This window comes from Actinomyces sp. Marseille-QA0893, from assembly GCF_976954355.1.
This window is the reverse complement of the sequence record NZ_CDRJSY010000002.1, coordinates 63,723-89,757: the sequence shown is the minus strand read 5'-3', so window position 1 is coordinate 89,757 and position 26,035 is coordinate 63,723. Positions and strand designations below refer to the sequence as shown.

The window sequence follows — 26,035 nt, the reverse complement described above, 5'->3', positions numbered from 1 at the left end:
TCGGGGATTTTTGTTATCCCGGCGGCGCTGGTGGTTTATTCTTTCGCCTATGACTACTCGTGGTGAACCCCGTCAGATCCTTGCCCCCATCGGCTCAGGTGAGGTGCGTATTCCGGCGATTGTCACTGTGGCCAGCGGGCGGACAATTCTTTTCTATGACGAACGCCCAGCCCCGGCCTCGGGAAATGGATCGGACTTCAACGGGCTGACCATGGCCTCGGACCTACCCAACCCGAACAAAATTCGCTGGATGGAACGCAGCGCGACGGGGGAGTGGTCGACTCCTCGGGACCTTCCCGCGACGCTGCCCGCGATTACCTCAGATGCCTGCGTGGGAGTGGACGGCGATGGCTTCCTGCACCTCGCATGCGCCTCAAGCGAAGGGCGAGTCGGCTACATGGACTCGCGCGCCGATGGTGATCGCCTACAAGCGATCCTCGCGTGGGGACCTTCCCCGGAGGACCTGCGTTTGACTGATCTGACGGATGAGCTTTACCGGGAGACCGGAGCAGATGCCCTCTTCGCGACCTCTGGGTCAACAGTGAGTTTCGATGGCGCGGTTTTGATTCCTTATGTTGTGCGCGTTGGGGAGGAGACTCATATTCGAGTCGTCGCTCTTCGAGCGGGGAGTATTGAATGGATTTCAGATCCTCTCGTGGGTCCTGAGCGTGTCCTGCTCGACGAAACAACGCTCACGGTGTGGGATGGCCGCGTTGTTGCGAATTGTCGCCTCCAAGGATTTGAAGGACGAGGCGCAGGCGGGCGCTACCTTGCCTGGGGGGATGGCCGTAGCTGGGCTGGCGGGCAGCTGTGGGAGTGCGAGGACCCCGGGTGCAATGCGAAGGCGATGGGGGATCTCTTTGTCCACCCGCATTCGCTTTCCGCACGGGAGCGTGGCTCGATCCTGCGTTTAACGCCTCCGTGGGAAGGTGCGGTGCATGCCGATTGCATTGCTTCTCTTGGGTTTGGGGGCTTTGGCTACAGTGATGCGATTCTTTCCGGAGACGAGGCTGTGGTTGTTTTTGAGCGCAATTGTGGTGTGTGGGAGGCGGTTGTGTGCGTGAGTGAGGCAGCTGTTTCCTGAGCTTTCTGCGAGTGTTTGCGCACGTCTTTGGAGTTTTTTCGCGAATGTCGATTTACCCCTTGCGGAAATTTGTCAGACAACATATGCTTGCTTCAGCGGGCGTGATTCACGGACCGCACATCCCATTTCTCGAAGATGAGGAGCGAGAACATGCGTATGCGCAAACACTTCGCAACCGGTGCTGCAATGGCAGCAGCGGCAACCATGGTCCTGACCGCCTGTGGCGGCGGATCTTCCACTTCACCATCAACCAGCAGCAGTAGCTCAGACTCAGGCGCGCCCAAGGGTACCATCACCGTTGGTTCTGCCTACGAGACCACTGACTACAGCCCGATCACCACCTCGGCACTCGGCATGGGCGCAAACTGGCAGGTCCTCGAAGGCCTGTACCGCTTCGACATGTCCGACTACTCGGTCAGCCCCGCGCTGGCAGCCGGTGACCCCGTGAAGGTCTCCGACACCGAGTACGAGATTGCCCTGCGCGACGGAGCCAAGTTCTCTGACGGCACCGATGTCAAGGCAGCAGACGTTGTGAGCTCCTACGAGCGCACCACTGGCGACAAGTCCATCTTCCGTCAGTTCTTCACCTTCGTGGATTCCGTTTCCGCGAAGGATGACAAGACCGTCACCGTCAAGCTGAAGTACCCCTTCTCCAACCTGAAGGAACGCTTCGTCAACGTTCACGTCGTTCCCTCGGGCATGAGCGAAGACGCACTCAAGGCCAAGCCCGTTGGCACCGGCCCCTACAAGTACGAGGCAATCTCGGCGACCGAAATCACCGCTGTTCCCAACGAGCACTACAACGGCAAGACCCCCGCGAAGGCAGCCACCCTCAAGTGGAGCGCCCTCAAGGATGACGCAGCGCGCCTGTCCGCCGCCCTCGGTGGCAGCATTGACGTGATGGAAGCCGTTCCCGCCGCAGCGCAGGATCAGCTCAAGGCAGCAGGCTGGAACGTCGAAGCCAAGCCCGGCTACGGCAACCCCTTCATGATGTTCAACACCCAGAAGGCTCCTTTCGACAAGCCTGAGGTGCGCCGCGCATTCATCAAGGCCATCGACAAGCAGAAGCTGATCTCTTCGGCTCTGAACGGTCAGGCTGTGGAAGCCAAGTCCTTCCTGCCCGAAGCAAACCCGGCCTACAAGAAGCCCGCAACCGACCTGTCCTACAACAAGGACGCAGCTAAGAAGCTACTTGCCGATGCCGGCGCTTCCGATATGACGGTCAACCTAGTGACGACGGACCACCCGTGGGTTCTCTCCCTGGTTCCCCAGATCAAGTCCGATCTCGAGGCACTGGGCCTGAAGGTCAACCACCAGCAGATGGCTTCCTCGGCTCTCTACTCGACCGTGACCGATGTCGACAACCCGACCTACGATGTCGTCCTGGCCCCCGGTGACCCCTCGGTCTTCGGCACCGACCCTGGCATCATCGTTTCCTGGTGGAACGGTGACAACGTGTGGACCAAGAAGCGTGACGGTTGGCAGGTTTCGGATCCCGATTCCTTCAAGAAGCTGCAGGGACTCATGGATGAGGCTGTTCAGCTTGACGGTGACGCTGCCAAGGCTAAGTGGGGCGAGGTTCAGGATCTGCTCGCCGAGCAGACCGTGATCTACCCGCTGGTCTTCCGCAACATGATCACCGCCTCCAACCCCAAGAAGGTTGACGGATTCAAGGCGATTTCCTCCACCGGCTTGCAGCTGCTTGGAGTAAGCGCGAAGTAAAGCCCTAGCAGGCTTTCGACGAAAGGAGGGGTGGGATGCCCACCTTGGGCTAATGCCACAGTGGGACCCCACCCCTCCTTCATTTTGCTCAATTCCGCTTGACATGGAGGTCTAGCAGTGAATAACCTTCTGCGCCTTATCGCGCGACGACTGGTGGCGCTGCCGATCATGGTGGTCGGCGTGTCATTCCTCGTCTTCTTTATCATGTCGCTGTCTCCCATTGACCCCGCCTACTCGGCACTGGGCGAGACAGCAACTCCCGAAGCTCTCGAAGCGTACCGCGTTGAACGCGGACTCAACGAGCCCTTCTTCACCCAATACGGAACGTATCTGTGGAACATGCTTCACGGTGACCTCGGTCTGTACGCAACTGGCACGGATTACCACGTGAGCGATCTGGTCGCGCAGGCGCTGCCTGTCACTCTTCAACTCACCTTCTTGGGTCTGTTGTTCGCAGTCGTCATCGCTTTCCCCCTCGGCGTCATTGCTGCTCTCTACCGCGATCGCTGGCCCGATCAGCTGATCCGCGTGATCTCGGTGATCTGCATTGGTACCCCTTCCTTCTGGCTGGCAGCGCTGCTGGTCTTGGCTTTCGTCGGTGGTTCCATCCCGGTTTCCGGTCCTATTCCTGCATTCGGCGTCGATCCCTCGGGTTGGTTCCTTCGATTACTTCTTCCCGCTATCGCACTGGCTGTCCCTGTGATCGGACAAATGACCCGCGTCGTGCGTACCTCAATGGTTGAGGAACTCGACCGCGACTACGTCCGTACCGCAATCGGTGCAGGCATTCCCAAGCGTGTTGTCGTTGCCCGCAACGTTTTGCGCAACGCGCTCATCACTCCCGTGACTGTTCTCGGTCTGCGTATCGGCTACCTCATGGGTGGTGCCGTCGTCATTGAAATCATCTTCGCCATTGATGGCATGGGTAAGCTCGTGCTCCTCAAGGGCATCCAAGAGAACTGGGTGACCCTGGTGCAAGGTGGCGCCTTGGTCGTCGCAATCGCCTTCATCATCGTCAACATCATCGTTGACATGCTCTACCTGCTCATCAACCCGCGTATTAGGTCGGTGTGAGTCATGAACCAAAAAGCAAAACTCGCAAAGGTCACCGCGAAGGGTGCGCATTTCTCACGCATCAGCGCGATGTCTTTGGGATCCAAGATCGCAATCGGTGTTTTGGCACTGGTCGTTCTTGTATCAATCCTCGCGCCCTTCGTGGCACCCTATTCGCCCGAATTCATCGATACGCCGTGGCAGGGGCCGTCGTCGGCTCACCTCTTTGGTACTGACCACGCGGGTCGAGACATTCTTTCTCGCGTCCTCTTCGGTGGTCGCTACTCGCTGCTCATCGGCCTGTGCTCAACCGTGATCGCGCTCTTCTTCGGCGCCATCATCGGATCGATCGCAGCTGTGACGCGCAAGGCCATCTCCGAGACCATCATGCGCATCTTGGACATCATCATGGCTGTCCCCGGTATCGCAATGGCGGCCGTCACGGTTCTGGTCTTCGGACGCACACTTGCCCAGTCCGACAACAAGATGGGCATTGTCTTCGTCATTATCTTCTCGATCGCATTCGTCTACATCCCGCAGCTGGCACGTATTGTTCGCGCAAACGTGATGGCCGCATACGGTGAAGACTATGTGCGTGCAGTGATCGTCTCCGGTGCTCGTGCACCGTGGATCCTCATCAAGCACGTCATGCGTAACACTGCTGCTCCGGTTCTGGTCTTCGCCACGGTTTTGGTCGCAGATGCGATCATCCTCGAGGCCTCGCTGACCTTCATCGGTTCAGGCCTTCCTGCAACCATGGTTCCCACCTGGGGCAATATCTTGTCCGAGGCCTCGTCCTACCTCTCGGTCCTGCTGGGCTACTGGTGGACCGCCTTCTTCCCCGGCCTGTTCATCATGATCACCGTCTTGTGCTTGAACATCCTCTCGGAAGGCATCACGGACGCCATGGTCGCGGCTCCCTCCACGGCAGCTGTTGCCCAAGTCGATAAGAACTCTGAGCGCGAGGCCGATCGTATCCTTCTCGATCCTCGCCGCGCTTACGCCGAGCAGGCAGAATCCCTGCAGGCACGCCTCGACGATCTGGAATCTGTCGAAGGTAAGCGCACCGACCGCTTCGAAGATGACTTCACCGGAGAGCCTCTCCTGGAGGTCAAGGATCTGTGCATCAAGTTCGAGCGCCACGGTGATGTCAACGTTGTCGATCACGTATCCTTCAAGGTTCGCGCTGGCGAAACCATGGGTCTTGTCGGTGAGTCCGGCTGTGGTAAGTCGATCACGGCTCTGACCATCATGGGGTTGATCGATCCCAAGGCAGAGATCACCGGCGAAATTCTCTACGAAGGCAAGAACCTCCTGGAGATGAAGCCTGAAGAGCGTCGTGCGCTTCTGGGCCACGAGATGGCAATGATCTACCAGGATGCGCTTTCTTCGCTGAACCCGGCAATGCTCATCAAGGCACAGATGAAGCAGCTGACCAAGCGCGGCGGAACCCGCAGCGCAGAGGAACTCCTCGAACTGGTGGGCCTGGATCCCAAGCGCACCCTCGAGTCCTACCCGCACGAGCTTTCCGGTGGCCAGCGTCAGCGCGTTCTCATCGCTATGGCTCTGACCCGCGACCCGAAGCTCATCATCGCGGACGAACCGACCACCGCTCTGGACGTGACCGTTCAAAAGCAGGTCATCAACCTGCTCAACGAGCTGCGTGAGAAGCTTGGCTTCGCAATGATCTTCGTCTCCCACGACTTGGCGCTTGTCGCCGAGGTGGCTCACAAGATCACCGTCATGTACGCCGGTCAGGTCATCGAGCAGGCGCCGACCAAGGAACTGCTCAAGCACCCGACCCACGAGTACACTCGCGGCCTGCTGGGCGCAGTCCTCTCGATCGAAGCCGGCTCCGGACGCCTCCACCAGGTTCCCGGAACTGTTCCCTCGCCTCGAGATTTCCCGAAGGGCGACCGCTTCGCTCCTCGTTCTTCGCACCCCGACTACGGCCTCGATATTCGCCCGGTCCTCACCGAGGTGGGTCCCGAGCACGTCTACGCGGCACTGCCACCGCGCGAAGAGGTTCGTGTCGCAAGCGAATCCGTCGTCATTGAAGAAGGTCAGGAGGACGCGCGATGAGCCCCGAAACTCTGATTGTTGAAACCGAGACGGTGATCGCGACACCCGAACCCCCGATCATCGAACTGCAAGACGTTGAGGTGACCTTCAACTCCCGCACTGGCTCGCTGTTCCGCCCCAACAAGGTGCACGCGGTTCGCGGTGTCAACATGCGCATTGAGCGTGGACAGACGCTGGGTATCGTTGGCGAATCGGGCTGTGGCAAGTCCACGACTGCGAACGTCATGTGCGGATTGCAGATGGCGACGAAGGGCAAGGTGTTCTTCAACGGTGAGGAAGTCACGAAGCGTGGTGCAGATGCGCGTCGGCGTATCGGACGCGTCGTCTCAGTGGTCTTCCAAGATCCGGCAACCGCTCTGAACCCGCGTATGCACGTCGCCGATCAGCTCGCTGATCCGCTGCGCGTGCACGGTATCGGTGACGAGGCCTCGCGCGCCAAGCGCGTGCAAGAACTGATCTCTTTGGTGGGTCTGCCTTCGAGTGCCTTGGATGCGCTCCCCGGTCAGCTCTCCGGCGGTCAGCGTCAGCGCGTTGCAATTGCTCGCGCCCTGTCCATCGGCCCCGACGCGATCATCGCTGACGAGCCCACGAGCGCACTGGACGTTTCGGTGCGCGCACAGATCCTGAACCTGCTCACGGACCTCAAGAGTGAACTGGGCTTGGCGATGGTCTTCATCTCACACGACATTCAGACGGTTCGTTACGTTTCGGACCGCATCGCCGTCATGAACGGCGGGAAGGTCGTTGAAGAAGGGCCTGCTGCGCAACTGCTTGCTGACCCGAAGGATCCCTACACCCGCAAGCTGCTGGGGGCTGCGCCCTCACTGCTGCACCCAACACTCGAAGGAGAGAACTGATGACTTCGCAGATTCGTGGCGTTGTCCCGCCCCTTGCTATCCCGCTGAAGGACGGCGAGCTGGATGTTGTGTCGCTGGAGCGTCATATCAATCGCATGATTGGCGCGGGGCTGAACGGCCTCTTCGTCTCCGGTTCAACCGGTGAGGTTGCTTTCTCGACCTCTGAGCGTCGTCAGCAGATCCAGCGTGAGGTTGTTCGCATCGTCGACGGCCGCATCCCGCTTCTGGTTGGTGTCATCGACACCGAAACTGAGCGCGTCATTGAGAACATCAAGGCTGTCGAGGAAATCGGCGGTGCGCGCGGCGTGGTTGCAACCGCTCCCTTCTACGCACTGGGCGGACAGGCTGAGATCGAGAATCACTTCCGCATCCTTAAGGAGAACACCGACCTGGAGCTGTGGGCGTACGACATCCCCGTGTGCGTGCACACCAAGCTGCAGAACGACCTTGTTCTTCGCCTGGGCAAGGAAGGCGTCCTGGATGGCGTGAAGGATTCTTCGGGTGACGATGTGGGCTTCCGCTGGCTTTCTCGCGCGAACGAGGCCGCTGGCCACCCGCTGCAGCTGCTGACCGGCCACGAAGTGGTTGTTGATGGCGCCTACATGTCGGGTGCGGATGGTTCCGTCCCCGGTCTGGCAAACGTCGACCCCGAGGGCTACGTCCGTCAGTGGCAGGCCTTCGAGCGCGGCGACTGGGAAGCTGTGCGCGCGGAGCAGGACCGCCTCGCGGACCTCATGCGCATCGTTTTGGTGCAGGGCGTTCAGGGCTTTGGCGCCGGTGTTGGTGCCTTCAAGACTGCTCTGCAGCTCCTCGGTGTCTTTGATTCCAACGAGATGCCTCGCCCCGTGAAGGCTCTTGAAGGTGCAAACGTCGAGCATGTCGCCTCCGTCCTTCGTGAGGTTGGTCTGCTCTCCTGATCATCAGCGAGGCCGAGGCGGTACTTCCTCTCGCGTGCGTGCGAGCGTGCGCCCGCCTTGGCCTCGCTGATTAGTCTTCTCTTCCGTCGCCTTTTGGAGAATTTTCATGACTACGCTCCTTGCTCTTGATATCGGTGGAACGAAGATCGGTTGGGGCATTGTCGAGGCCGAAGCCAGCTTCACCGTTACCGAACGCGGATCAATCCCGACCTTGGCCGCTCAGGGCGGTGCTGATGTTGCTGCGCGAATCTGCGCACTGGCCTCGGAACTGATCGAGTCGCACCCGGCTATTACAGGTATCGCGGTCGCAAGCGCCGGAGTTGTCGACCCGGCGACCGGTACGATCGTGTCCGCAACGGACATCATGCCCGGTTGGGCGGGAACCAAACTCGGTGACCTACTTTCCGCGCATACGCAGCTCCCGGTTCGTGTCCTCAACGACGTGCACGCACACGGGCTTGGCGAGGCCACTTTGGGTGCAGGGCGTCCCTATCGAAGCGTTCTATCTATTGCCGTGGGAACGGGGATCGGTGGTGCCTTCGTCGAAGACGGTCGCGTTGCCTTCGGTTCTCGCGGTATTGCGGGACACGTGGGTCACGTTCACCACCATTTCGCTCCGGACATGGTTTGTTCGTGTGGGCGCTTGGGACACATCGAATCCTTCTGCTCCGGGTCAGGAATTACCACGTGGTATAACTCGCTGCGTCCACAAGACAAGCCGGAAGTTGACGGAGGACGCGCTCTCCAAGAGCTCGCCGATTCTGGCGATCCCCTCGCACAAGCGTGTTTCGCGCGTTCCGCGTACGCACTGGGCGAGGCCACGGCCTCGTTAGTGAACTGTATGGATCCCGCCGTCGTCATCATCTCCGGTTCGATGACTCGCTCGGGGGATATCTGGTGGGATGGTCTCAACGAGGGCTTTTCAGCCAGCGCCATGACGCCCGTTGCAGCTACCCCCATTCTTGTTGGCTCCCTTGGTGGCGATGCGCCGCTGCTCGGGGCTGTTTCTTTCTTCCTCAACGCATAGGAGTTCATCATGCATCCGCTTATTGCCGGTCTTAAAGGAAAGCTCATCGTTTCTGTTCAGGCTTACCCGGGGGAACCCATGCGTCACCCCGAGACTATGGCTCAGATTGCGCGCGCCGCTGAAATCGGTGGCGCTGCGGCGATCCGTTGCCAGGGGCTGTCGGATATCTCCGCGATCAAGGGACGTGTCGATGTCCCGGTGATTGGTCTGTGGAAGGAAGGCCACGAGGGTGTCTACATCACCCCCTCGTTGCGTCACGCGCGCGCCTGCGTCATGGCGGGTGCCGATATCGTGGCTCTAGACGCGACGGGTCGCCCGCGCCTTGACGGTCGTAGTTTTGCTGAAACCGTTGCGGCTTTGCGCGAAGAAGAGACGCTGGTGATGGCTGACTGTGGCTCTTTTGAAGATGCACAGCGCGCTGTTGATGCCGGTGTCGATATTGTTTCAACGACTCTTGCTGGCTACACCGGCGATCGCCCGAAGACCGACGGCCCAGACTTGGAGCTTCTCGAGCAGACGGTCCAGGCATTCCCGGGTGTTCCCGTGATCTGCGAAGGACGTATTCACACTCCGGAGCACGCCGCCGCTGCCATGAAGCTCGGCGCATTCGCAGTGATCGTGGGTACCGCGATTACTCACCCGACTTCGGTCACCGGCTGGTTTAAGGCCGCCGTCGAAGGCTGATTCGTCCCGAATTTCTGTGGTGCCCGTGTGGATGTATTTCACACGGGCACCGCTGTATTCAGCCTTTATCTACGTGCGTGAACGCGCGTAAAATTGCGAACCATGTCTATCCCCTCAGCTCGCGCTCACAGTGCCCTTCGTGCAACCTTTGTGGTCTACGCTGGCCTGGGTTCTGCAACCTCAGCATGGCTCTCGCGTCTGCCAGATGTGCGTGACCACCTGGGATTGACTCCGGGAACCATCGGCATGATGCTCTTGATTGCCTCCTTGGGCTCTTTGTTGACGCTTCCCACTTCCGGCCCGATCGTCATGAAGATCGGCGCACGTTGGGCGGGGCGCATCGGTGTATCGATCTGGGCATTGGGTATCGCCGGAGCAGCGACGGGAACGCTTGCGAATTCTCTCGTGCTCTTTACCGCTTCCCTCGTTTTCATGTCCGCCGGGACGGGCCTGTGGGGATCGAGCATGAATATCGAGGCTGGCCTGGTTCAGGCTGCTGTCCGACGCCTCGTCGTTCCTGTGATTCAAGCGATGTACGCGGTTGGCATGCTCGGTGGCGCATTGCTTGGAGCACTTGCCTCGCGGGTCGGAGTTCCACTCGGAGCGCACCTTTATGGTCTTGCTGTTCTTGAGCTTATTGTCTGTGGTGTTTCCGTTGGCTTCTACCTCAGTCAGGACGAGGTCGCCGCTCTTGAACCCGCAAAGGACAGCCTCGTGGGTGAAGGGGACGAGGCCTCGGCAGGCAATGCGAAGAAGGGCTTGACCCGCTTGGCTTGGCGCGAGCGTCGCACGGTTCTGATCGCGCTCATGGTGATGAGTGGCGGACTCCTGGAAGGCGCCGCTAACGACTGGCTGAACCTGTCGATGGTCGACGGTTATGGTTTTGCGACTTCTTCCGCGTCGGCGATCTTTGCCTTCTTCTTGCTGATGATGACGATCATGCGTTTCGGATCCCCGCGTTTGGAGAGGCGTTTCGGAGCGCCGCATCTGCTCCGATTTACCATGGGCTGCGCGATCATCGGCCTGACGCTTGTTGCCTTTGCGCCACATCATATTCTTGCGCTTGTCGGTGTTGCCTTGTGGGGTATCGGTGCGTCCTTGGTGTTCCCTCTGGGTATTTCCGCCCTGAGCGTTGATCCCGTCATGACACCTGCGCGAGTGTCGGTCCTTTCGACCGTGAATTATGGTTCGGCGCTCATCGGACCGCCGATTTTAGGTCTTATTGCGGATCACGTTGGCTACCACCGTGCGCTCGTTTTCGTTGTGCTCCCGGTGTGTCTGGCTATCGTCTTGGCCGGTCAGGTTCCGGACCAGCGGGGGCGCGTGCGAGCCGTTGCACCTCTTGACGACTAATCTTGAGTCATGACGACTCTTGCTGAATTGACGACCTTTCGCGTGGGCGGAGAGGTTTCTCGCCTTGTGCGCGTGACTTCCAGTGAGGAATTGGTTGCTGCCGTTCGCGCGGCCGATGAGGAGCAGCGCCAGCTTCTAGTCCTGGGCGGTGGATCGAATCTGCTTGCATCCGATGCTCCATTTGATGGAACTGTCGTTGCTGTGCGCCCGGGCGCAGAGATTGCACGGATCGTTGAAGAAGACGCGGCTGACTCGGTGATCGTCCGTGTGTGGGCCGGGACGGTCTGGGATGACTTTGTTGCGTGGAGCGTCGACGAACACTTGTCCGGTATCGAGGCCTTGTCGGGGATCCCCGGAAGCGCGGGGGCATCCCCGGTGCAGAACGTGGGCGCCTACGGACACGAGGTCGCTGAAACAATCCACAGCGTCGAGGCTTACGACCGCCTCGAGCAGCGCATCGTCCGTCTGCTTCCCTCAGAGCTAGGTTTTGCCTACCGTTCCTCCGCGATCAAGCACAGCATTGGTCAGCCCGGTCTTCCAGGCCGCGTGTGGGGGCCGACGGGGCGTTGGGTCGTGTTGAGCGTCGACTTCCGCCTCGAGCGCTCATCCTTGAGTGCGCCCGTCATGTATTCCGAACTTGCGCGGCGCCTGGGAGTGGAAGCTGGGGAGCGTGCCGAGGCTTCCCTGGTCCGCTCGACCGTGCTTGAGCTGCGCGCGGGGAAGGGAATGGTCTTAAACCCGGAGGACCACGATACGTGGAGCGCGGGATCTTTCTTCACCAACCCCATCCTCCCCGAGGCCGTGGCTGCCGTGCTCCCAGAAGAGGCTCCTCGTTTCCCGGCGGGGGAGGGGCTCGTGAAAACCAGCGCCGCTTGGCTCATTGACCACGCGGGCTGCTCCAAGGGTTTCCATCTTCCCGAGGCCGGCGACCCGCCTCGTGCATCTTTGTCGACCAAGCACGTGCTGGCGCTGACGAACCGCGGGGGCGCAAGCGGTGCAGACATCGAGGCCTTGGCGCGCGCTGTGCGCAGGCGCGTATTTGACGCCTATGGCGTGACTCTTGTTCCTGAGCCTGTTGCCATCGGCATTGAGTGGTAGTTCGGGCTATCTTCAACGAGCTGAGGAGGACCGCCGTGAACGAGTACCTTGCGAGCTTGGAAAGAGACCTTTCCCCGATCGAGGGAGGCTTCAAAGAAGAAGAGCGGCGGGCACGCAGCGACTACGACTCTCATGATCGCGACCAGGCTTTGGAAATTGCGTATTGCGCATACCGCTCCGAGGTTTACCAGGTGCGAATGTACGCGGTTTTCCTCTTCGGGTATCTCTCGCAGGATCAGGAAGTACTTACTTTCTTGAGGGAAAATATCGCCCAGGATGACAACTGGAGAGTTCAAGAAATCCTGGCGAAAGCCTTTGACTTTTTCTGCGCCACTACGGGGTATGAGCACTCTCTTTCAGTGATCGACGAGTGGCTGGCTCATTCCAATCCAAATGTTCGTAGAGCTGTCACTGAAGGACTACGGATATGGACCAGTCGCCCCTATTTTAAAGAGCACCCATGTGAGGCAATCGAGAGGCTTTCGGCGCTTCGAAATGACCCGAGCGAGTACGTCAGAAAATCTGTGGGAAACGCTCTACGCGATATCAGTAAGAGGTTCCCAGACCTGGTTGCAACCGAATTAAGCGCGTGGGATCTGGAAAGCAAGGAAACTCGACAGGTCCACAAGCTAGCGAGCAAATTTATTGAACGGAATGCCGCTCACACCGCGGGCGGGGCCGCGAGCCACTGATCGATTTCCGCTTTCCACACGCGTTTCGAGGCCTCGCTAGCCAAAGAAGCATCAATAGACTGACGTGCCAAATCTGCCAGCTGAACGTCAGAAAGCCCGAAAACATCGCGCGCGGCCTCGTACTGGGCAACCACGCGCGAATGGAATAACAGGGGGTCGTCAGCCGAAAGAGCAACGCGCGCGCCGGCCTCGATAAAGCGCATGAGCGGAACCGACGCAAAATCTGGGAAGACCCCCAAGTGAATATTCGAGGTCGGACACACCTCGAAAGAAATATCCGCGTCAACCAAACGCCGCAGCAAATCGGGATCTTCACTGGTGCGCACGCCGTGACCCAAACGCGTCGGGTGCAGGGCTGAAACAACATTCATCACAGACTCCGGGCCCAAAAGCTCCCCGCCATGAGGAACCGAGGCCAAACCGCCCTCGCGGGCAATACGGAAGGCGGGTGCAAACGCTGAGGTATCGCCAACGCGCTCATCATTGGACAGACCAAAGCCCACAACCTGTCCGGGCCCGTCACCGGCATACTGAACTGCCAGACGAGCAAGTGTGCGCGCGTCAAGGGGATGGCGAATTCGCGAGGCCGCAACGATCAAGGCAACTTCAACGCCCGTGCGCTTCCCCGCGGCGATGGCCTCGTCAATGATGATCTCCAAAGCGGGAGTAATCCCGCCAACCCAAGGGGCATAAGACGTGGGGTCGACCTGCATTTCGAGGCGACGCGAGCCCTCGGCTGCATCATCTTCCGCGGCCTCGGCAACGATCCGTCGCATCGCGGCTTCGGAACGGACCAAAGCTCGCGCGGCATCGTAGGAGCGCTGGAAACGGAACCATCCGCGGGCATCCGCGGGCACGGTTAAGGGATCAAGATCAAGCAGGTGGGGAGGAAGGCGAGTGCCCTTCTCGCGGGCCATATCGATCAGAGTTTGCGGTCGCATCGCACCCGTGAAGTGCAGATGCAGGTGCGCTTTTGGCAGAGTGGACAACGGCCGACGCCCGGGGGGAGTCGGTGCTGGGACCGTTAGTGAAAGCTGGCGAGATGCTTGATGCTGCTCCATCAGTGCTTCTCGACCCACAGGAGTAGGTCGCGTAGGACCATGGCCTTCTCAGGCTCGTTGAGAACCTCGTGGCAAGCCCCATCGATGACGCGCAGGTGAATATCTGCGTCGGGGTGAGCCTCGAGCACGCGCGCAACAAACTCTGCAGAGCCCTCCGGTGAGGTCAGTTCATCAGCACTGCCATGGAAAATCAGCGTGGGGCAGGTCAGGCGATCCGCGTGCTCGAGTGCCTTCTTGCCTTGAATCACCATGGTCGAGGCCGTCAGAAGCGGGGGAGCGCCGTGGTAGTTGAGCGGATCGTCGTCGAAAGCTTCCTGGACGCTGGGATCTCGCGAAAGCAAAGAGTGCTCGGGCGTGGACTGGGCCGCAGGAATCTGCACTCCCGGCAGATAGCGAGCCAGTTTCCTGAGGCCGCCAACCACCGGCGAGGGAAGCTCGGGGAGTGGGATGAAAGCGGGGCCGGTGAGGACCATGCAGCGCAGATCCTTGCGGTAGATCAGCGCAGAAGCGGCGGTAATCAAACCACCCATCGAGTGTCCGAAGAGGATCAATTCATCGCAGCGTGAATCCTGAAGAGCCTCTTGGCGTGCACTGATGTGGTCCTTGATCAATAGACCTACGTCGACCTGGGCGCGAGGACCGGGAGAAGTGCCATGACCGTAGTGGTCATAAGTGGACACGTCGTAGCCCGCCTGGAGGAGAGCGGTGCTGAGTCCTTCAAAACGTCCCGAATGCTCGCCGTAACCATGGGCAATGAGGACATGCCCGCGAGGCTGATCGAGGTGAGTGCGCCGAGTTGAAAGGTCCATGTGTCAATTGTGACAGCTCAAGGCGTCATTTGGGTAGCGATATTGGGGTGTAAGTTGACGAAGAGTAAGAAAAATCCCGCACGGCGAGCAATGTGCCTACCGCGCGGGATTTCATAGTGGAACACTCAGTCAGCGAGCCTGTGAAAGAAGCTCCTGAATTCGTCCCACGCCCTCGACCAAATCATCATCGGCCAAGGCGTAGGAGAGCCGAATGAAGCCCGAGGGGCCGAAGGCTTCGCCGGGGACAACCGCGACCTCAACCTCATCGAGGATCAGATCTGCCAGCTCGGAGGAAGTTGTAGGAACCTTGCCGCGAATCGAGCGACCAAGGAGATTGCTCACGCTGGGGTAGGCGTAGAACGCGCCACGCGGAGTTGGGACCTCCAGTCCGTCGATCTCACGAAGCATCTTCACCATGGTCTGACGGCGGCGATCGAAAGCCTCGCGCATGTGCTCAACCACATCAAGCGGACCGTTAAGGGCAGCAATTGCCGCACACTGAGCAATATTGTTGACATTCGAAGTCAGGTGCGATTGGAAGGACGTCGCAGCGCGAATGACGTCGCGAGGACCAATCATCCAGCCCACACGCCAACCGGTCATCGCATAGGTCTTCGCAACACCGTTCAACACGATGGTCTGGTCGGCAAGTTCGGGAACCTCGGCAACGATGTGCGCGCTCTGCGCACCGTCGTAGAGCAGGTGCTCGTAGATCTCATCGGTGATCACCCACACGCCGTGCTTGAGTGCCCACTGACCGATCGAACGGATCTCCTCGCGGGTGTAGACGCTTCCCGTCGGGTTCGACGGAGAGCACAGCAGAAGAAGCTTTGTGCGAGGGGTGCGCGCGGCCTCGAGCTGGTCAACGGTGACCTTGTAGTCCTGGTCGGCGCCCGCGAAAACCTCAACGGGAGTCGCCCCGGCGAGCTTGATGACCTCGGGGTAGGTGGTCCAGTAGGGAGTCGGCAAAATTGCCTCGTCCCCGGGGTTGAGCAGCGAGGCGAAGGCCTGGAAAACCGCTTGCTTTCCACCGTTGGTCACCAAAACCTGGTCCGGGCTGACCTCGTATCCGGAATCGCGAAGAGTCTTGCGAGCGATTGCTTCCTTGAGGGCGGGAAGTCCCGAGGCCGGGGTGTAGCGGTACATCGCAGGGTTGCGCGCCGCTTCGAGTGCGGCCTCGACAATGTAATCGGGGGTAGCGAAATCAGGTTCGCCAGCACCGAAACCAACGACGGGGCGTCCCTGAGCCTTCAGCGCCTTAGCCTTAGCGTCGACGGCAAGGGTTGCTGAGGGAGTGATATTTGCGAAGCGCACTGAGACGCGGGAAGCTGATTGAGTGTCCACGCGAACATTGTGGCATGGATAGATCCATTTATTGGTGTGAGTCACAATTTGAGCACTTATGCGGCACGCGCATCGCGGTGAGTTGGACAGGAGGCCTCTTCTCCCCTAAACTCAACCGAGCAAGTCTTTTTCGAAAGAGTTGCAGTAGGGCAGTGGCGCAATTGGTAGCGCACCGGTCTCCAAAACCGGCGGTTGTGGGTTCGAGTCCCGCCTGCCCTGCCACTCAGGTGCATAACTATTGGAGGAACGATGAGCGAATCCCAGGCTCGCCGTGAAGAATCCCCGCGGGTGGATCGTACGAAGAAGCGTGCAACCCCCTCGCGCGATGGCGCACCTCAAACCAAGGAAAAGCGCCCGAATATTTTCAAGCGTATGGTGATCTTCGTCTCTCAGGTGATCGCTGAGATGAAGAAAGTCATTTATCCCAGCGGTTCTGAGACCTGGACCTACTTCCTCGTCGTCATTGTGTTTGTTGCCGCAATTATGGCTTTCACTGGCCTTCTTGATTTCTTATTCGGTAGACTGAACTCATTGGTATTTGGCTGAAACCGTTAACCCGCCCGCAGGAATGCAGGCGGGTTTCTTCTACGGCTCGGCCGCGAACACCGCGTGAGCGTTAAGCACAGGAGGAAAACCCGTGAGCCTAGACAATATCGAAGAGGCCCCGATCGACACCTTTGACGGTGGAATCGCGCCCGAAGCTGATCTGGAAACCGCCGCACAGCGCGAAGACGACGTGGCAGAGCGCCTTGAAGATGCTCCCGTCGAGCGCGAGGAAGCACGTGAAGAAGGCGAAGCGGAAGCCGGCGTTGAAGAGGCAGCCGAGCAGGCGGCCTCGTCAGAAGACGATCCGGTAGAAAAGCTGCGCCGCGAACTCTACATGTCTCCCGGTGACTGGTACGTCATTCACACCTACTCCGGTCACGAGCGCAAGGTGAAGGCAAACCTTGAGCAGCGTATTACCAACCAGAACATGGAAGACTCGATTTTCCAGGTCGAGGTTCCCGATGAGTACGTTATGGAGTACCGCGGAAACGCGAAGAAGCGCGTTCGTCGCGTGCGTATCCCCGGATATGTCATCGTCTGCATGGACTTCAACGAAGACTCCTACCGTGTGGTGAAGGAAACCCCCGCGGTCACTGGCTTCGTGGGCGACCAGCACAACCCGGTCCCGCTTTCGATCGACGAGGTCGTCATGCTGCTGACCCCGAATGTTCTCGAGGCCGCGGCTGCAGAGGAGAAGAGCGCTCCCGCCCCCGTCCAGGAAATTCAGACCCAATTCGAGGTCGGCGAGGTTGTCACCGTCATCGACGGCGCATTCGCCACCATGAGCGCTGTGATTTCTGAGATCATGCCTGAAACCCAGCGTCTGAAGGTCCTCCTGACCATCTTCGAGCGTGAGACTCCCATGGAACTCACCTTCGATCAGGTCGAGAAGATCGAAGAGTAAACGCCTCGTGGCGTGACCTCGAGCACCAAGACTTGGGGGAGCGCCGACATCGCGTTATGATGTAGATTCGTGCGTCTGGGTGGACTATGTCCGCAGGTTGCTCTTCCTGTGGGCGCCACGTGGATGCATGCCGCGGTAGTCTCCGCGGCCCAGTAAGAAATAGAAAGACCCGAAATATGGCACCGAAGAAGAAGAAGGTCACCGGCCTCATTAAGCTGCAGATCGCTGCAGGCGCCGCGACCCCTGCTCCGCCCGTTGGTCCCGCACTGGGCCAGCACGGCGTTAACATCGTCGAATTCACGAAGGCATACAACGCTGCAACTGAATCGCAGCGCGGTTCGATCGTCCCGGTTGAAATCACCGTTTACGAAGATCGCTCCTTCACCTTCGTCCTCAAGACCCCTCCGGCCTCCGAAATGATCAAGAAGGCTGCAGGTGTTGCAAAGGGTTCGGGTACCCCGAACACCGCCAAGGTTGGATCGATCACCATGGATCAGGTGCGCGAAATCGCCCAGGCCAAGATGGTTGACCTCAACGCCAATGACATTGATGCCGCTTCCAAGATCGTCGCGGGCACCGCGCGTTCCATGGGCATCACTGTTCAGGACTGACCCTTTATTACCTCGTGGTAGGGCAGGCGCTGCCCGACACCCACACCTGCAAGGAGAAGAAGCAGAATGACGAAGCGCTCTAAGAGCTACCGCGCAGCGGCGGAGAAGATCCACGCTGGCGAACTGTACAGCCCTCTGGCCGCAATGCGTTTGGCCAAGGAAACCTCGGTCACCAAGTTCGATTCAACCGTTGAGGTTGTTATGCGACTGGGTGTTGATCCCCGCAAGGCGGATCAGATGGTCCGAGGCACCGTTTCCCTGCCGCACGGCACCGGCAAGACCGCTCGGGTCTTGGTCTTCGCCGTTGGCGAGCGTGCACAGGAAGCACTCGACGCTGGAGCCGACGAGGTCGGCGGCGACGAGCTCATCGAAAAGGTTGCCAAGGGCTACACCGACTTTGATGTCGCCGTTGCAACCCCGGACCTCATGGGCAAGGTCGGCCGTCTGGGCCGCGTCCTGGGTCCCCGTGGCCTCATGCCGAACCCCAAGACCGGCACCGTGACCATGGACGTCGCCAAGGCTGTCCGTGAGATCAAGGGTGGTCGTATCGAGTTCCGTGTCGACAAGCACGCCAACCTGGCTTTCATCGTCGGTAAGGCTTCCTTCACCGCCGAGCAGCTCGTTGAGAACTACGCAGTTGTTCTCGATGAGATCCTGCGTCTGAAGCCGGCTTCCGCAAAGGGCCGTTACATCATCAAGGCCACGGTCGCAACGACCATGGGCCCCGGTATTCCCTTGGATGCCACCAAGACTCGCGCCCTGACCTCCGAGGATGCTTCCTGAAGCACTAGAGGTTAACGGCAGATAGTCGTTTTCTAAGGCCCCCACGAGCAACGCTCGTGGGGGCCTTTGTGTTATTCCAATGAGGCGCAGGGAATTACGATCCTACATAAAGATAGGCTATCCTTAGCTTTATTCTATAAACCTCATTATCATTAAAGGTCGCGATCATGACTCAGGTTTCAAGCTCGGGCGTTACAAAGGCGCGCTCAGCTGTCACCATTGGCGCATTTACTGCCGTCTATTTCATTCTCATGTGGTGTTCGGGAATGCTCGGCTTCTTCGGCCCAGCATTCATGTTTGTTGGCTGGATTGTCGGTCTTCTCCTTAACGGGCCGGTAATCATGCTGATGATGGTGCGCTCGCGCATGTTTGGGACGGTCACGATCATGGCGGGCATCGTCGCCTTCCTCATGGTCGTGACAGGACATGCATGGGTGACCGTCCCCTTCGCTCTTGTCCTCGGTTTCCTGGCTGACCTCATCGCCCACAGCGGTGGATATCTGAGCGCCCCTCGAAACATCGCAGCATACATGCTCTTCTCCCTGTGGATGATCGGCCCGCTTGCTCCGATTTTCTTTGCTCCCGACTCTTACTACGCGGATGTCGCGTCCCAGATGGGCCAGGACTACGCGGATGGTATGCGTGCCCTTTTTAGCCCCGCTGTCATCAGCGTATGGGTCGTTGTTGCGATGATCTTTGCGTGCATTGGTGGACTCATCGGGCGCTTCCTGCTTCGCAAGCACTTCGCAAAGGCCGGCGTTGCCTGAGATTTCGCCGGCCGATTCGGCTCCCGGTGAGTCGTCGAGCAGGCTGGACCCACGCACGAAACTCTTAGCCCTTCTCGTGCTCAATGCGCTCGTCATGCGTGCGAGTCCCACGACAACCCTTGTTGCCGTTCAGCTCTTGGTAGTGGTTGCCCTCGCATGGGAGGTGAGCGCTCGGTCCGCGCTGCACACGGGGTTCGGCTGCTTCATCTGCGACGTCGTCACCCTTGGTTCCCCTTTTCTCATCGCTTGGATGCAGTCGATCGGCTGGCCTCGGAGCATCGTTCTCATCATCGGAACGTGCAGCGCGATCATGTACTGGTTTGCACGTTTCTTCGCGGGTTTCGGCCTCGCCCTCTACGTGTATCGAACGACGAAAATTGGACAGATGAAGGCGGCACTGCGTGCCATTCATCTACCGCGTGTGTTCATTGATGCGCTCGTGGTTGCCTTCCGCGTCATTCCGACTGTGGGGGCCGAGGCAGTGGCCATCCGTGAGGCCATGGAGATGCGCGGAGTGGACCTGAGGATGCGCGGCGTGCTGCGTCACCCGCTGGTGATCGCTGAGCGCTTCCTCGTTCCCCTGCTTTCCTCGATCGCGCGCGTCGCCGACGACCTGGCAGCATCCAGCGTTGTACGAGGCTTGGGCGGGTCGACGCGGCCGACCTCTCTGACGCTTCTACGCGCAACCGTTTGGGACGCTCTTGCCCTTGGGTGCGTGGCTGTTGTCATCGTGCTTGAGTTCTTCTGTTACTTGGGAGTCCTCCCATGATTGATGTTGAATCCCTGTCGTTCTCCTACGTCAGCGAGCTGACGGGAGATCGCGTCGATGCGCTGCGCGGGGTCAACCTGTCTGCCCATCCGGGCACCCTCACCCTCGTGTGTGGCTCCTCAGGCTGCGGAAAGTCAACGCTCATGCGGGCCCTCACCGGCCTCGTTCCGCAGATGACTCCGGGACAGCTGGAAGGGGCAGTTCGGATCGACGGGCGCGACCTCTCCGAAGTTCCCCTGACCGAGGTTGGTCATCTGTGTTCCTCCGTCTTCCAGAACCCACGCACCCAATTTTTCTGCGATACCGTTGCAGAGGAACTCGCATTCTGCGGTGAAAACTATGGCAGAGACCGTGCAGACTTGATCGAGAGCAGCGAGCGCGCCGCCACACTCATGGGGATCTACAAGCTCATGGATCGCAAGCTTTCGACGCTGTCGGGTGGACAGCTCCAGAAGGTAGCTCTTGCGTGTGCGCTGGCATCTGGCGCTCCGGTCCTCCTCGCCGATGAGCCGACATCAAACCTGGATCCCGCTGCCATCGCTGATGTACGCGAGGCTTTGGGCACCCTCAAAGAACAGGGCATGACGATTGTCGTTGTCGAGCATCGCCTTCACTTCCTGAGGGGACTTGCCGATCAGGTTCTTCTCATGGAAGCTGGCGCGGTGACGAGGCGTTGGAGCGGCGAGGAGTTCTATTCCATGACGGATGAAGAACGCTGTTCTCTTGGCTTGCGTACCCTCGTTGATCCGGGGCCGCCAGAAACTTGGGTGACCTCGCGAGGGCGTGGGAAAGGGTCCGCGCCTGACGAGGCTCCCCGTCTTTCGTGCCGCAACCTGAGCTTCTCCTACGGGGAAACCCCAATTTTCAATGAATTTAATGCTGATTTTTACGCTGGAGAGATCAGTTGCATCGCCGGGGAGAATGGCGTCGGCAAGACGACTCTTGTCCGTATGCTGTGCGGATTGGCGGCCCCGAACTCTGGAGAGATCTCCTTGGACGGTGTGACTAGCTCGCGCAGGCACAGGCGCGCGGCGTGCGCACTCGTCATGCAAGACACCGGGCGTCAACTCTTTTCCGACACACTTAGCGGCGAACTAACCATTGGCGCCTCGGATGCCGGCGGAGAAGCCGGAGAAAAACTCTTGGCCGACTTCGACCTCGCAAACCTAGGTGATCGCCACCCCCTGAGCCTCTCGGGAGGGCAGAAACAACGCCTCGTCATTGCTGCCGCACGCGCAGCGAGGCGCCCCATCGTCATCCTCGACGAGCCAACCTCGGGAGTCGATGCCAGACACCTTGATTCAATTACCGCCACCCTGCGACGCATTGCCGACGAAGGTGCCGCCGTCATCGTTGTCACCCACGACGGTGAGTTTGCCTCGGCGTGCGCAGATCGGCTCATCACACTCAGCCCGTTAGGTGAAACCTGTGCCTGTGAAGGAGAGCACTAATGACTGTCACTGATCAGGAGAGGAAAGCCCGCATGGGAGAGCGCGGTTCATCCACTAGCGATGTGCAAATCGACGACCCGCGCGCTGCACATAAGGCTGGGCAAAAGGCGTTCAAAGAGCTGACTTCTCCCATCCGTATGGCCATGACCGTGGCGCAGATACTGGGCGTCCTCTACGGTGCGCTTGCAGTCGCTCCCTATGTCATTCTCGTCCAGCTAGGTGAGGTGCTTCTTGCTGCGGCGCGTTCGGGGGTCTCACCTGAGCGCGGTGAGGTTATCAATCTGCTCATGTGGCTCATTGGCGCATTTGGCATGCGCTATGGGATCTATTTTGTCGCCTTGAGCGTCACTCATTTCGCGGACGTGCGTTTCGGTCATCTTGTCCGCATGCGTATGGTGAAAGTTCTCGCTTCAGCACCCCTCGCGTGGTTCACCTCGACGAACTCGGGGGCTGTGCGCAAGGCGATCCAGGACGACACCCACGATGTTCATACGGTCATCGCCCATGCACCAGTTGAATCTGCTGCTGCGGTGAGCGCGCCACTCTCTTTGTTGATCTACTCGTTTATCATCGACTGGCGCCTCGGCCTGCTCTCAATCGCCACCTTGCCGATCTACGCCCTCATTAATGCCTGGATGATGCGGGACATGGGCGAGAAAACTGCCGAGATGGACCGGTACCTCACGCGTGTCTCGGCAACCATGGTTGAGTTTGTTTCCGGTATTAGCGTCGTAAAAGCATTTGGGACTGTCGGGCGTGCACATGAACGCTTCAGTCACGCGGCTGAAGATTTTGCGCGCTTCTACGTTGCATGGTGTGGTCCCTTGCTTAAGGGGTCAGCACTCGGACAGGCTGCTGTGTCGCCCTCGATGATTCTATTGATATCGACAGCGGGAGGCTCGGCGCTGGCAGCTACTGGGATCGTGAGCCCCGTTCAAGTCATTACCTGCGCGTTGATCGCCCTTGTCATTCCGGCCGCAATCGAGGTGTTGGGTTCGACGGTTTGGTCCTATCAGATCGCTGGAGCTGCCGCACTGCGCATTGTTGACCTTCTTTCCGTTGCCCCTCTATCGGCGGATGGAAGTGAAGAACCGGCAGGTGCAGATGTCGAGGTTGACAAAGTGTCCTTCTCTTATGGTTCTACACGTGCCCTAGACGAGGTCAGTCTGGCAGTTCCCGAAGGGACAGTGACCGCGCTCATCGGCCCATCCGGTTCTGGAAAGTCCACCCTCGCAACCTTGGTTGCCCGCTTTGCTGATCCAGACCAGGGCAGTGTGCGTATCGGAGGCGTTGATGTGCGAGCCATTGCTCCCGACGTCCTCTACCGGCACGTGTCTTTTGTTCTCCAAGATCCGCAGCTTCTTGACATATCCGTGCGTGAAAATATTGCGCTGGGCAGGACAGATGCCAAGGACGAGGCAATCTGGGCAGCTGCTACCGCTGCCCGCATTGACGACTACGTGCGTTCCCTTCCACGAGGCCTCGACTCCGTCATAGGAGAAGACGCCCATCCCTCGGGCGGGCAGGCACAGCGCATTGCGATTGCGCGCGCACTGCTTGTCGACGCGCCAATCCTTGTGCTCGACGAGGCCACCGCCTTCACAGACCCCGAAGCCGAGGCCGAGATCCAGGCGGCTCTCACCCGCCTCGTTCAAGGAAAAACAGTTCTGGTGATCGCCCACCGGGCTGCGTCGATTATCGGTGTCGATCAAATTGCCATCCTCGAGGCGGGACGTCTCATTGCGCGGGGTACGCCCGACGAACTCGCAGATCATCCGTATCTGCGTGAACTTTCTGCACCCGGGAAAGGACACTGACATGTTCGAGCTGATCTCCAGGCTGCGTGAGCCTCTCTCTCCTGAGGGGCGCGCAGGATTCTCCCACGTCATGTACCTGTCCTGTATTGTCGGGCTCGTTCGGGGTTTCTCTCTGATTTCATTCATTCCGGCGGCGATTGCACTGACATCAGGGCAGCCAGCGTGGGGTATGGATTTACGTGGGTGGCTCATCGCGCTCGCCGTGTGTGCAGCGGCCTCGTTTATCTTGGAGTACTTTCTAGCCATACGCTCCTACGTGGTGGCCTTCGATTTCCTCACGAATATGCATCGCGCGATCGGAGATAAGATCGCCTCTCTGCCTCTTGGGGCTTTCCGTGCGGATACGGCTGGGAAGACCTCGCGCCTTGTCTCTCGCGAACTTATGATGCTCGGCGAGATCTTTGCCCACATGTATTCGCCACTGATCGCAGCGATCGTTACTTCGCTGACAATGCTTGCGGGAATCACCGTTTTTTCACCGGTTCTAGGGGTGGTGTGCCTTGTGTCAGTTCCGATCGTTGCTGGGGGAGTATGGGTTGCACGCCGCTGCTTGCTTTCAGGGTCGGCGTTGAAAGAAGCTCCTGCCCGAGAGTTGTCTCATCGCATTGTCGAATACGCGACGAAACAGGGAGCCTTGCGCGCTTGTGGGCGCTCCGCTTCCTATGAGCCTCTCCAGCGGGCGGAAGAATTGTATGGGGCGGCCGCCCGACGCTCGCTTATCCGGGAAACACTGGGACAAATCACCAACGGTATGGCCGCGCAAGTCGTTGTCGTCTCACTGATCTGTGCGATCGGCTTGCTGGCGGTCGGTGGAAGCGTCAGTCCTGTGGAGGCAGTTGTTGCGATAGGTCTGCTCCTGCGTTTCACGCAGATTCTTGTTGATATTGGGATGCTCACCTCCGCCTTCGAGACCCGGCGCCCGGTCCTTGACCTCGGTCATGAGATCCTTTCTGCGCCCGAGCTTCCCACCGCCTCGGAAGACGGGGAGAGTGACGATTCGACTGAGTTGAGTGCTTCCGTAGCGCTTGAGGACGTTGTTTTCTCCTACGAGGCCGATCAACCCGTCCTACAAGGCGTTTCCTTCCGTGTCGAGCCGGGCACTATGACTGCGATTGTCGGTCCTTCAGGCTGCGGGAAGACGACGATTGCCCGTCTTATTGCCCGTTTCTATGATGCGGATAGTGGCGTCGTGAGTGTGGGTGATCGAGATGTTCGCAGCTGGGATACTGCGAAACTCATGGCCCAGCTCTCTCTGGTTTTCCAAGACGTCTACTTGTTTGACGATACCCTCGAGGCGAATGTCCGTGTCGGTCGTCCCGATGCAAGTGCCGCCGAGATCGAGGAAGCTGCGCACCTGAGTGGTGTCGATGAAATCGTCGCGCGCCTACCTCTGGGGTGGGACACCCCAGTCGGCGAGGGTGGCCGCGCACTCTCCGGCGGCGAACGCCAACGCGTATCCATCGCACGAGCGCTCTTGAAAGACTCTCCCATTGTTCTTTTCGACGAGGCCACCAGTGCCCTCGATCCCGAGAACGAACACCGTGTGACCGCCGCTATGGATAAATTGCGTCGTAACGCAACCCTCATCGTTATTGCACACAAGCTTGATACGATCACGGCCGCTGACCAGATCGTCGTCCTCGACGAGAATGGGCGTGTTACGCAAATTGGTACTCATGCGCAGCTCTTCGCGGAAACTGAGGGGCAATACCGAGAATTCTGGGAGGCTCGCTCGCGGGCAGCGGGATGGCGCCTCGTCTGAAGACGGTCCGCTGGCGCTCGTTCTCCTCCTTGAGGTGTGCTGATCCACATTCGGCAGGGTGGATTCATGTGCGTGGGCGTGTTAGTCTATTCGTTGCCGAAGACCGTCGGTCATCCACCTCGGTGGATTCCAAGTGCGAAAGCATCCGACGCAGGTGAGTGACTTCTTTCGAAGTGGGTTTTATTGAGCCCGGCCGCTTTCCTGCGTGCCGGGCTTTTTTGCGCGTCCGGCGGCGAAGTTTTGAAAGGAGGACCATGGCGAAGTCCGACAAGGTAGCAGCAGTTGCTGAGCTCGTGGAGCGTTTCCGCGGAGCTGACGCTGTCCTGCTGACCGAGTACCGCGGCCTGACCGTTGGCCAGCTCAAGCAGCTGCGTCGCGGCCTGGGCGAGAATGCGACCTACGCCGTGGCAAAGAACACGCTGGCGATCCTGGCGGCTCGCGAAGTTGGTCTCGATTTCCTCGAGGCCGACCTGAAGGGCCCGACCGCTATCGCTTTCGTCACCGGCGAGCCCGTTGAGGCTGCCAAGACGCTGCGTGATTTTGCCAAGGAGAATCCTCAGCTGGTACTGAAGTCCGGTGCTATGGAGGGCGCACAGCTCTCCGCTGAGGCAGTCAAGAAGCTTGCCGATCTCGAGTCTCGCGAGGTCCTGCTGGCCAAGGCCGCAGGCGCCCTCAAGGCGAAGATCTCTCAGGCGGCATACGCCTTCAACGCGCTCCCGTCCAAGACGGTGCGCACCATCGATGCTCTGCGTGAAAAGCAGGGCGAAGCGGCCTGACGTGACAGGCCCGCAAAGGCAACCGCCTTTGCGATCACATCCACAATCTGCTCACGTAGCAGGCCA

At 59.4% G+C, this 26,035-nt stretch carries 24 protein-coding genes and 1 tRNA gene; 22 read left to right on the top strand and 3 right to left on the bottom strand.

Going from position 1 to position 26,035, the window contains the following annotated elements:
• Positions 1-49 precede the first annotated feature (49 nt).
• The 11 genes from ACWNMW_RS03370 (at position 50) to ACWNMW_RS03320 (ending at position 12,569) form a co-directional block, all read left to right on the top strand.
• On the top strand, positions 50-1,084 hold the full coding sequence (locus ACWNMW_RS03370) for a sialidase family protein (protein WP_449490030.1): 1,035 nt from the start codon (positions 50-52) through the stop codon (positions 1,082-1,084).
• A gap of 150 nt (positions 1,085-1,234) precedes the next feature.
• Entirely contained in the window at positions 1,235-2,806 is a 1,572-nt protein-coding gene (locus tag ACWNMW_RS03365; RefSeq protein ID WP_449490029.1) for an ABC transporter substrate-binding protein, read from the top strand.
• A 117-nt stretch (positions 2,807-2,923) separates the two neighbouring features.
• Positions 2,924-3,880: an ABC transporter permease gene (locus ACWNMW_RS03360; RefSeq protein WP_449490028.1), complete on the top strand. Its 957-nt coding sequence runs from the start codon at positions 2,924-2,926 to the stop codon at positions 3,878-3,880.
• A 3-nt stretch (positions 3,881-3,883) separates the two neighbouring features.
• Positions 3,884-5,941, top strand: a complete 2,058-nt coding sequence (locus ACWNMW_RS03355) for a dipeptide/oligopeptide/nickel ABC transporter permease/ATP-binding protein (protein ID WP_449490027.1) — start codon at positions 3,884-3,886, stop codon at positions 5,939-5,941.
• Positions 5,938-6,798 carry an ABC transporter ATP-binding protein gene (locus ACWNMW_RS03350; RefSeq protein WP_449490026.1) on the top strand — a complete coding sequence of 287 codons (861 nt, stop codon included), beginning with the start codon at positions 5,938-5,940 and terminating at the stop codon, positions 6,796-6,798. The genes ACWNMW_RS03355 and ACWNMW_RS03350 overlap by 4 nt, the downstream gene beginning before the upstream one ends.
• Positions 6,798-7,715: a dihydrodipicolinate synthase family protein gene (locus ACWNMW_RS03345; protein WP_448750485.1), complete on the top strand. Its 918-nt coding sequence runs from the start codon at positions 6,798-6,800 to the stop codon at positions 7,713-7,715. Before ACWNMW_RS03350 ends, ACWNMW_RS03345 begins: the two co-directional genes overlap by 1 nt.
• Positions 7,716-7,821: 106 nt before the next feature.
• Complete coding sequence (locus tag ACWNMW_RS03340; protein WP_449490025.1) at positions 7,822-8,742, top strand: ROK family protein; 921 nt, start codon at positions 7,822-7,824, stop codon at positions 8,740-8,742.
• 9 nt (positions 8,743-8,751) lie between these two features.
• On the top strand, positions 8,752-9,426 hold the full coding sequence (locus ACWNMW_RS03335; protein WP_034502280.1) for an N-acetylmannosamine-6-phosphate 2-epimerase: 675 nt from the start codon (positions 8,752-8,754) through the stop codon (positions 9,424-9,426).
• Between the two features lie 102 nt (positions 9,427-9,528).
• Positions 9,529-10,779, top strand: a complete 1,251-nt coding sequence (locus ACWNMW_RS03330) for an MFS transporter (protein WP_449490024.1) — start codon at positions 9,529-9,531, stop codon at positions 10,777-10,779.
• 9 nt (positions 10,780-10,788) lie between these two features.
• Positions 10,789-11,877, top strand: coding sequence for a UDP-N-acetylmuramate dehydrogenase (locus ACWNMW_RS03325; RefSeq protein WP_449490023.1), 1,089 nt, complete (start codon positions 10,789-10,791; stop codon positions 11,875-11,877).
• A 35-nt stretch (positions 11,878-11,912) separates the two neighbouring features.
• Positions 11,913-12,569 carry a DNA alkylation repair protein gene (locus tag ACWNMW_RS03320; protein WP_052040874.1) on the top strand — a complete coding sequence of 219 codons (657 nt, stop codon included), beginning with the start codon at positions 11,913-11,915 and terminating at the stop codon, positions 12,567-12,569.
• Here ACWNMW_RS03320 and ACWNMW_RS03315 read toward each other — a convergent pair.
• The 3 genes from ACWNMW_RS03315 to ACWNMW_RS03305 form a co-directional block, all read right to left on the bottom strand.
• On the bottom strand, positions 12,539-13,630 hold the full coding sequence (locus ACWNMW_RS03315; RefSeq protein WP_449490022.1) for an adenosine deaminase: 1,092 nt from the start codon (positions 13,628-13,630) through the stop codon (positions 12,539-12,541). The two genes, ACWNMW_RS03320 and ACWNMW_RS03315, sit on opposite strands and share 31 nt — an antisense overlap.
• Positions 13,630-14,439 (bottom strand): alpha/beta hydrolase, encoded by an 810-nt coding sequence (locus tag ACWNMW_RS03310; protein WP_449490021.1) that lies wholly within the window; start codon positions 14,437-14,439, stop codon positions 13,630-13,632. The genes ACWNMW_RS03315 and ACWNMW_RS03310 overlap by 1 nt, the downstream gene beginning before the upstream one ends.
• A 129-nt stretch (positions 14,440-14,568) precedes the next feature.
• Entirely contained in the window at positions 14,569-15,783 is a 1,215-nt protein-coding gene (locus ACWNMW_RS03305) for a pyridoxal phosphate-dependent aminotransferase (protein WP_449490020.1), read from the bottom strand.
• A gap of 146 nt (positions 15,784-15,929) precedes the next feature.
• On the opposite strand from ACWNMW_RS03305, the gene ACWNMW_RS03300 reads away from it, so the two are divergent.
• From ACWNMW_RS03300 to rplJ, 11 genes are all read left to right on the top strand, one after another.
• Positions 15,930-16,005: transfer RNA gene (locus ACWNMW_RS03300), tRNA-Trp, on the top strand.
• 27 nt (positions 16,006-16,032) lie between these two features.
• Positions 16,033-16,329: a preprotein translocase subunit SecE gene (gene secE, locus ACWNMW_RS03295; RefSeq protein ID WP_299061426.1), complete on the top strand. Its 297-nt coding sequence runs from the start codon at positions 16,033-16,035 to the stop codon at positions 16,327-16,329.
• Positions 16,330-16,420: 91 nt separating this feature from the next.
• Positions 16,421-17,233, top strand: a complete 813-nt coding sequence (gene nusG, locus ACWNMW_RS03290) for a transcription termination/antitermination protein NusG (RefSeq protein ID WP_399540539.1) — start codon at positions 16,421-16,423, stop codon at positions 17,231-17,233.
• 176 nt (positions 17,234-17,409) lie between these two features.
• A complete protein-coding gene (rplK, locus tag ACWNMW_RS03285; RefSeq protein ID WP_009408634.1) occupies positions 17,410-17,844 on the top strand; it encodes a 50S ribosomal protein L11 in 435 nt (144 codons plus the stop codon).
• A gap of 66 nt (positions 17,845-17,910) precedes the next feature.
• Complete coding sequence (gene rplA, locus ACWNMW_RS03280) at positions 17,911-18,627, top strand: 50S ribosomal protein L1 (RefSeq protein WP_034502260.1); 717 nt, start codon at positions 17,911-17,913, stop codon at positions 18,625-18,627.
• Positions 18,628-18,794: 167 nt separating this feature from the next.
• Positions 18,795-19,394, top strand: a complete 600-nt coding sequence (locus ACWNMW_RS03275; protein WP_034502257.1) for an MptD family putative ECF transporter S component — start codon at positions 18,795-18,797, stop codon at positions 19,392-19,394.
• A complete protein-coding gene (locus tag ACWNMW_RS03270) occupies positions 19,387-20,163 on the top strand; it encodes an energy-coupling factor transporter transmembrane component T family protein (protein ID WP_448750475.1) in 777 nt (258 codons plus the stop codon). The genes ACWNMW_RS03275 and ACWNMW_RS03270 overlap by 8 nt, the downstream gene beginning before the upstream one ends.
• Positions 20,160-21,614, top strand: coding sequence for an ABC transporter ATP-binding protein (locus ACWNMW_RS03265; RefSeq protein ID WP_449490019.1), 1,455 nt, complete (start codon positions 20,160-20,162; stop codon positions 21,612-21,614). The genes ACWNMW_RS03270 and ACWNMW_RS03265 overlap by 4 nt, the downstream gene beginning before the upstream one ends.
• Positions 21,615-21,646: 32 nt before the next feature.
• Entirely contained in the window at positions 21,647-23,431 is a 1,785-nt protein-coding gene (locus tag ACWNMW_RS03260) for an ABC transporter ATP-binding protein (protein ID WP_449490158.1), read from the top strand.
• 1 nt (position 23,432) lies between these two features.
• Positions 23,433-25,193 carry an ABC transporter ATP-binding protein gene (locus ACWNMW_RS03255; protein WP_449490018.1) on the top strand — a complete coding sequence of 587 codons (1,761 nt, stop codon included), beginning with the start codon at positions 23,433-23,435 and terminating at the stop codon, positions 25,191-25,193.
• Positions 25,194-25,447: 254 nt separating this feature from the next.
• Complete coding sequence (gene rplJ, locus ACWNMW_RS03250; protein ID WP_034502250.1) at positions 25,448-25,969, top strand: 50S ribosomal protein L10; 522 nt, start codon at positions 25,448-25,450, stop codon at positions 25,967-25,969.
• The last annotated feature ends 66 nt before the right edge of the window (positions 25,970-26,035 follow it).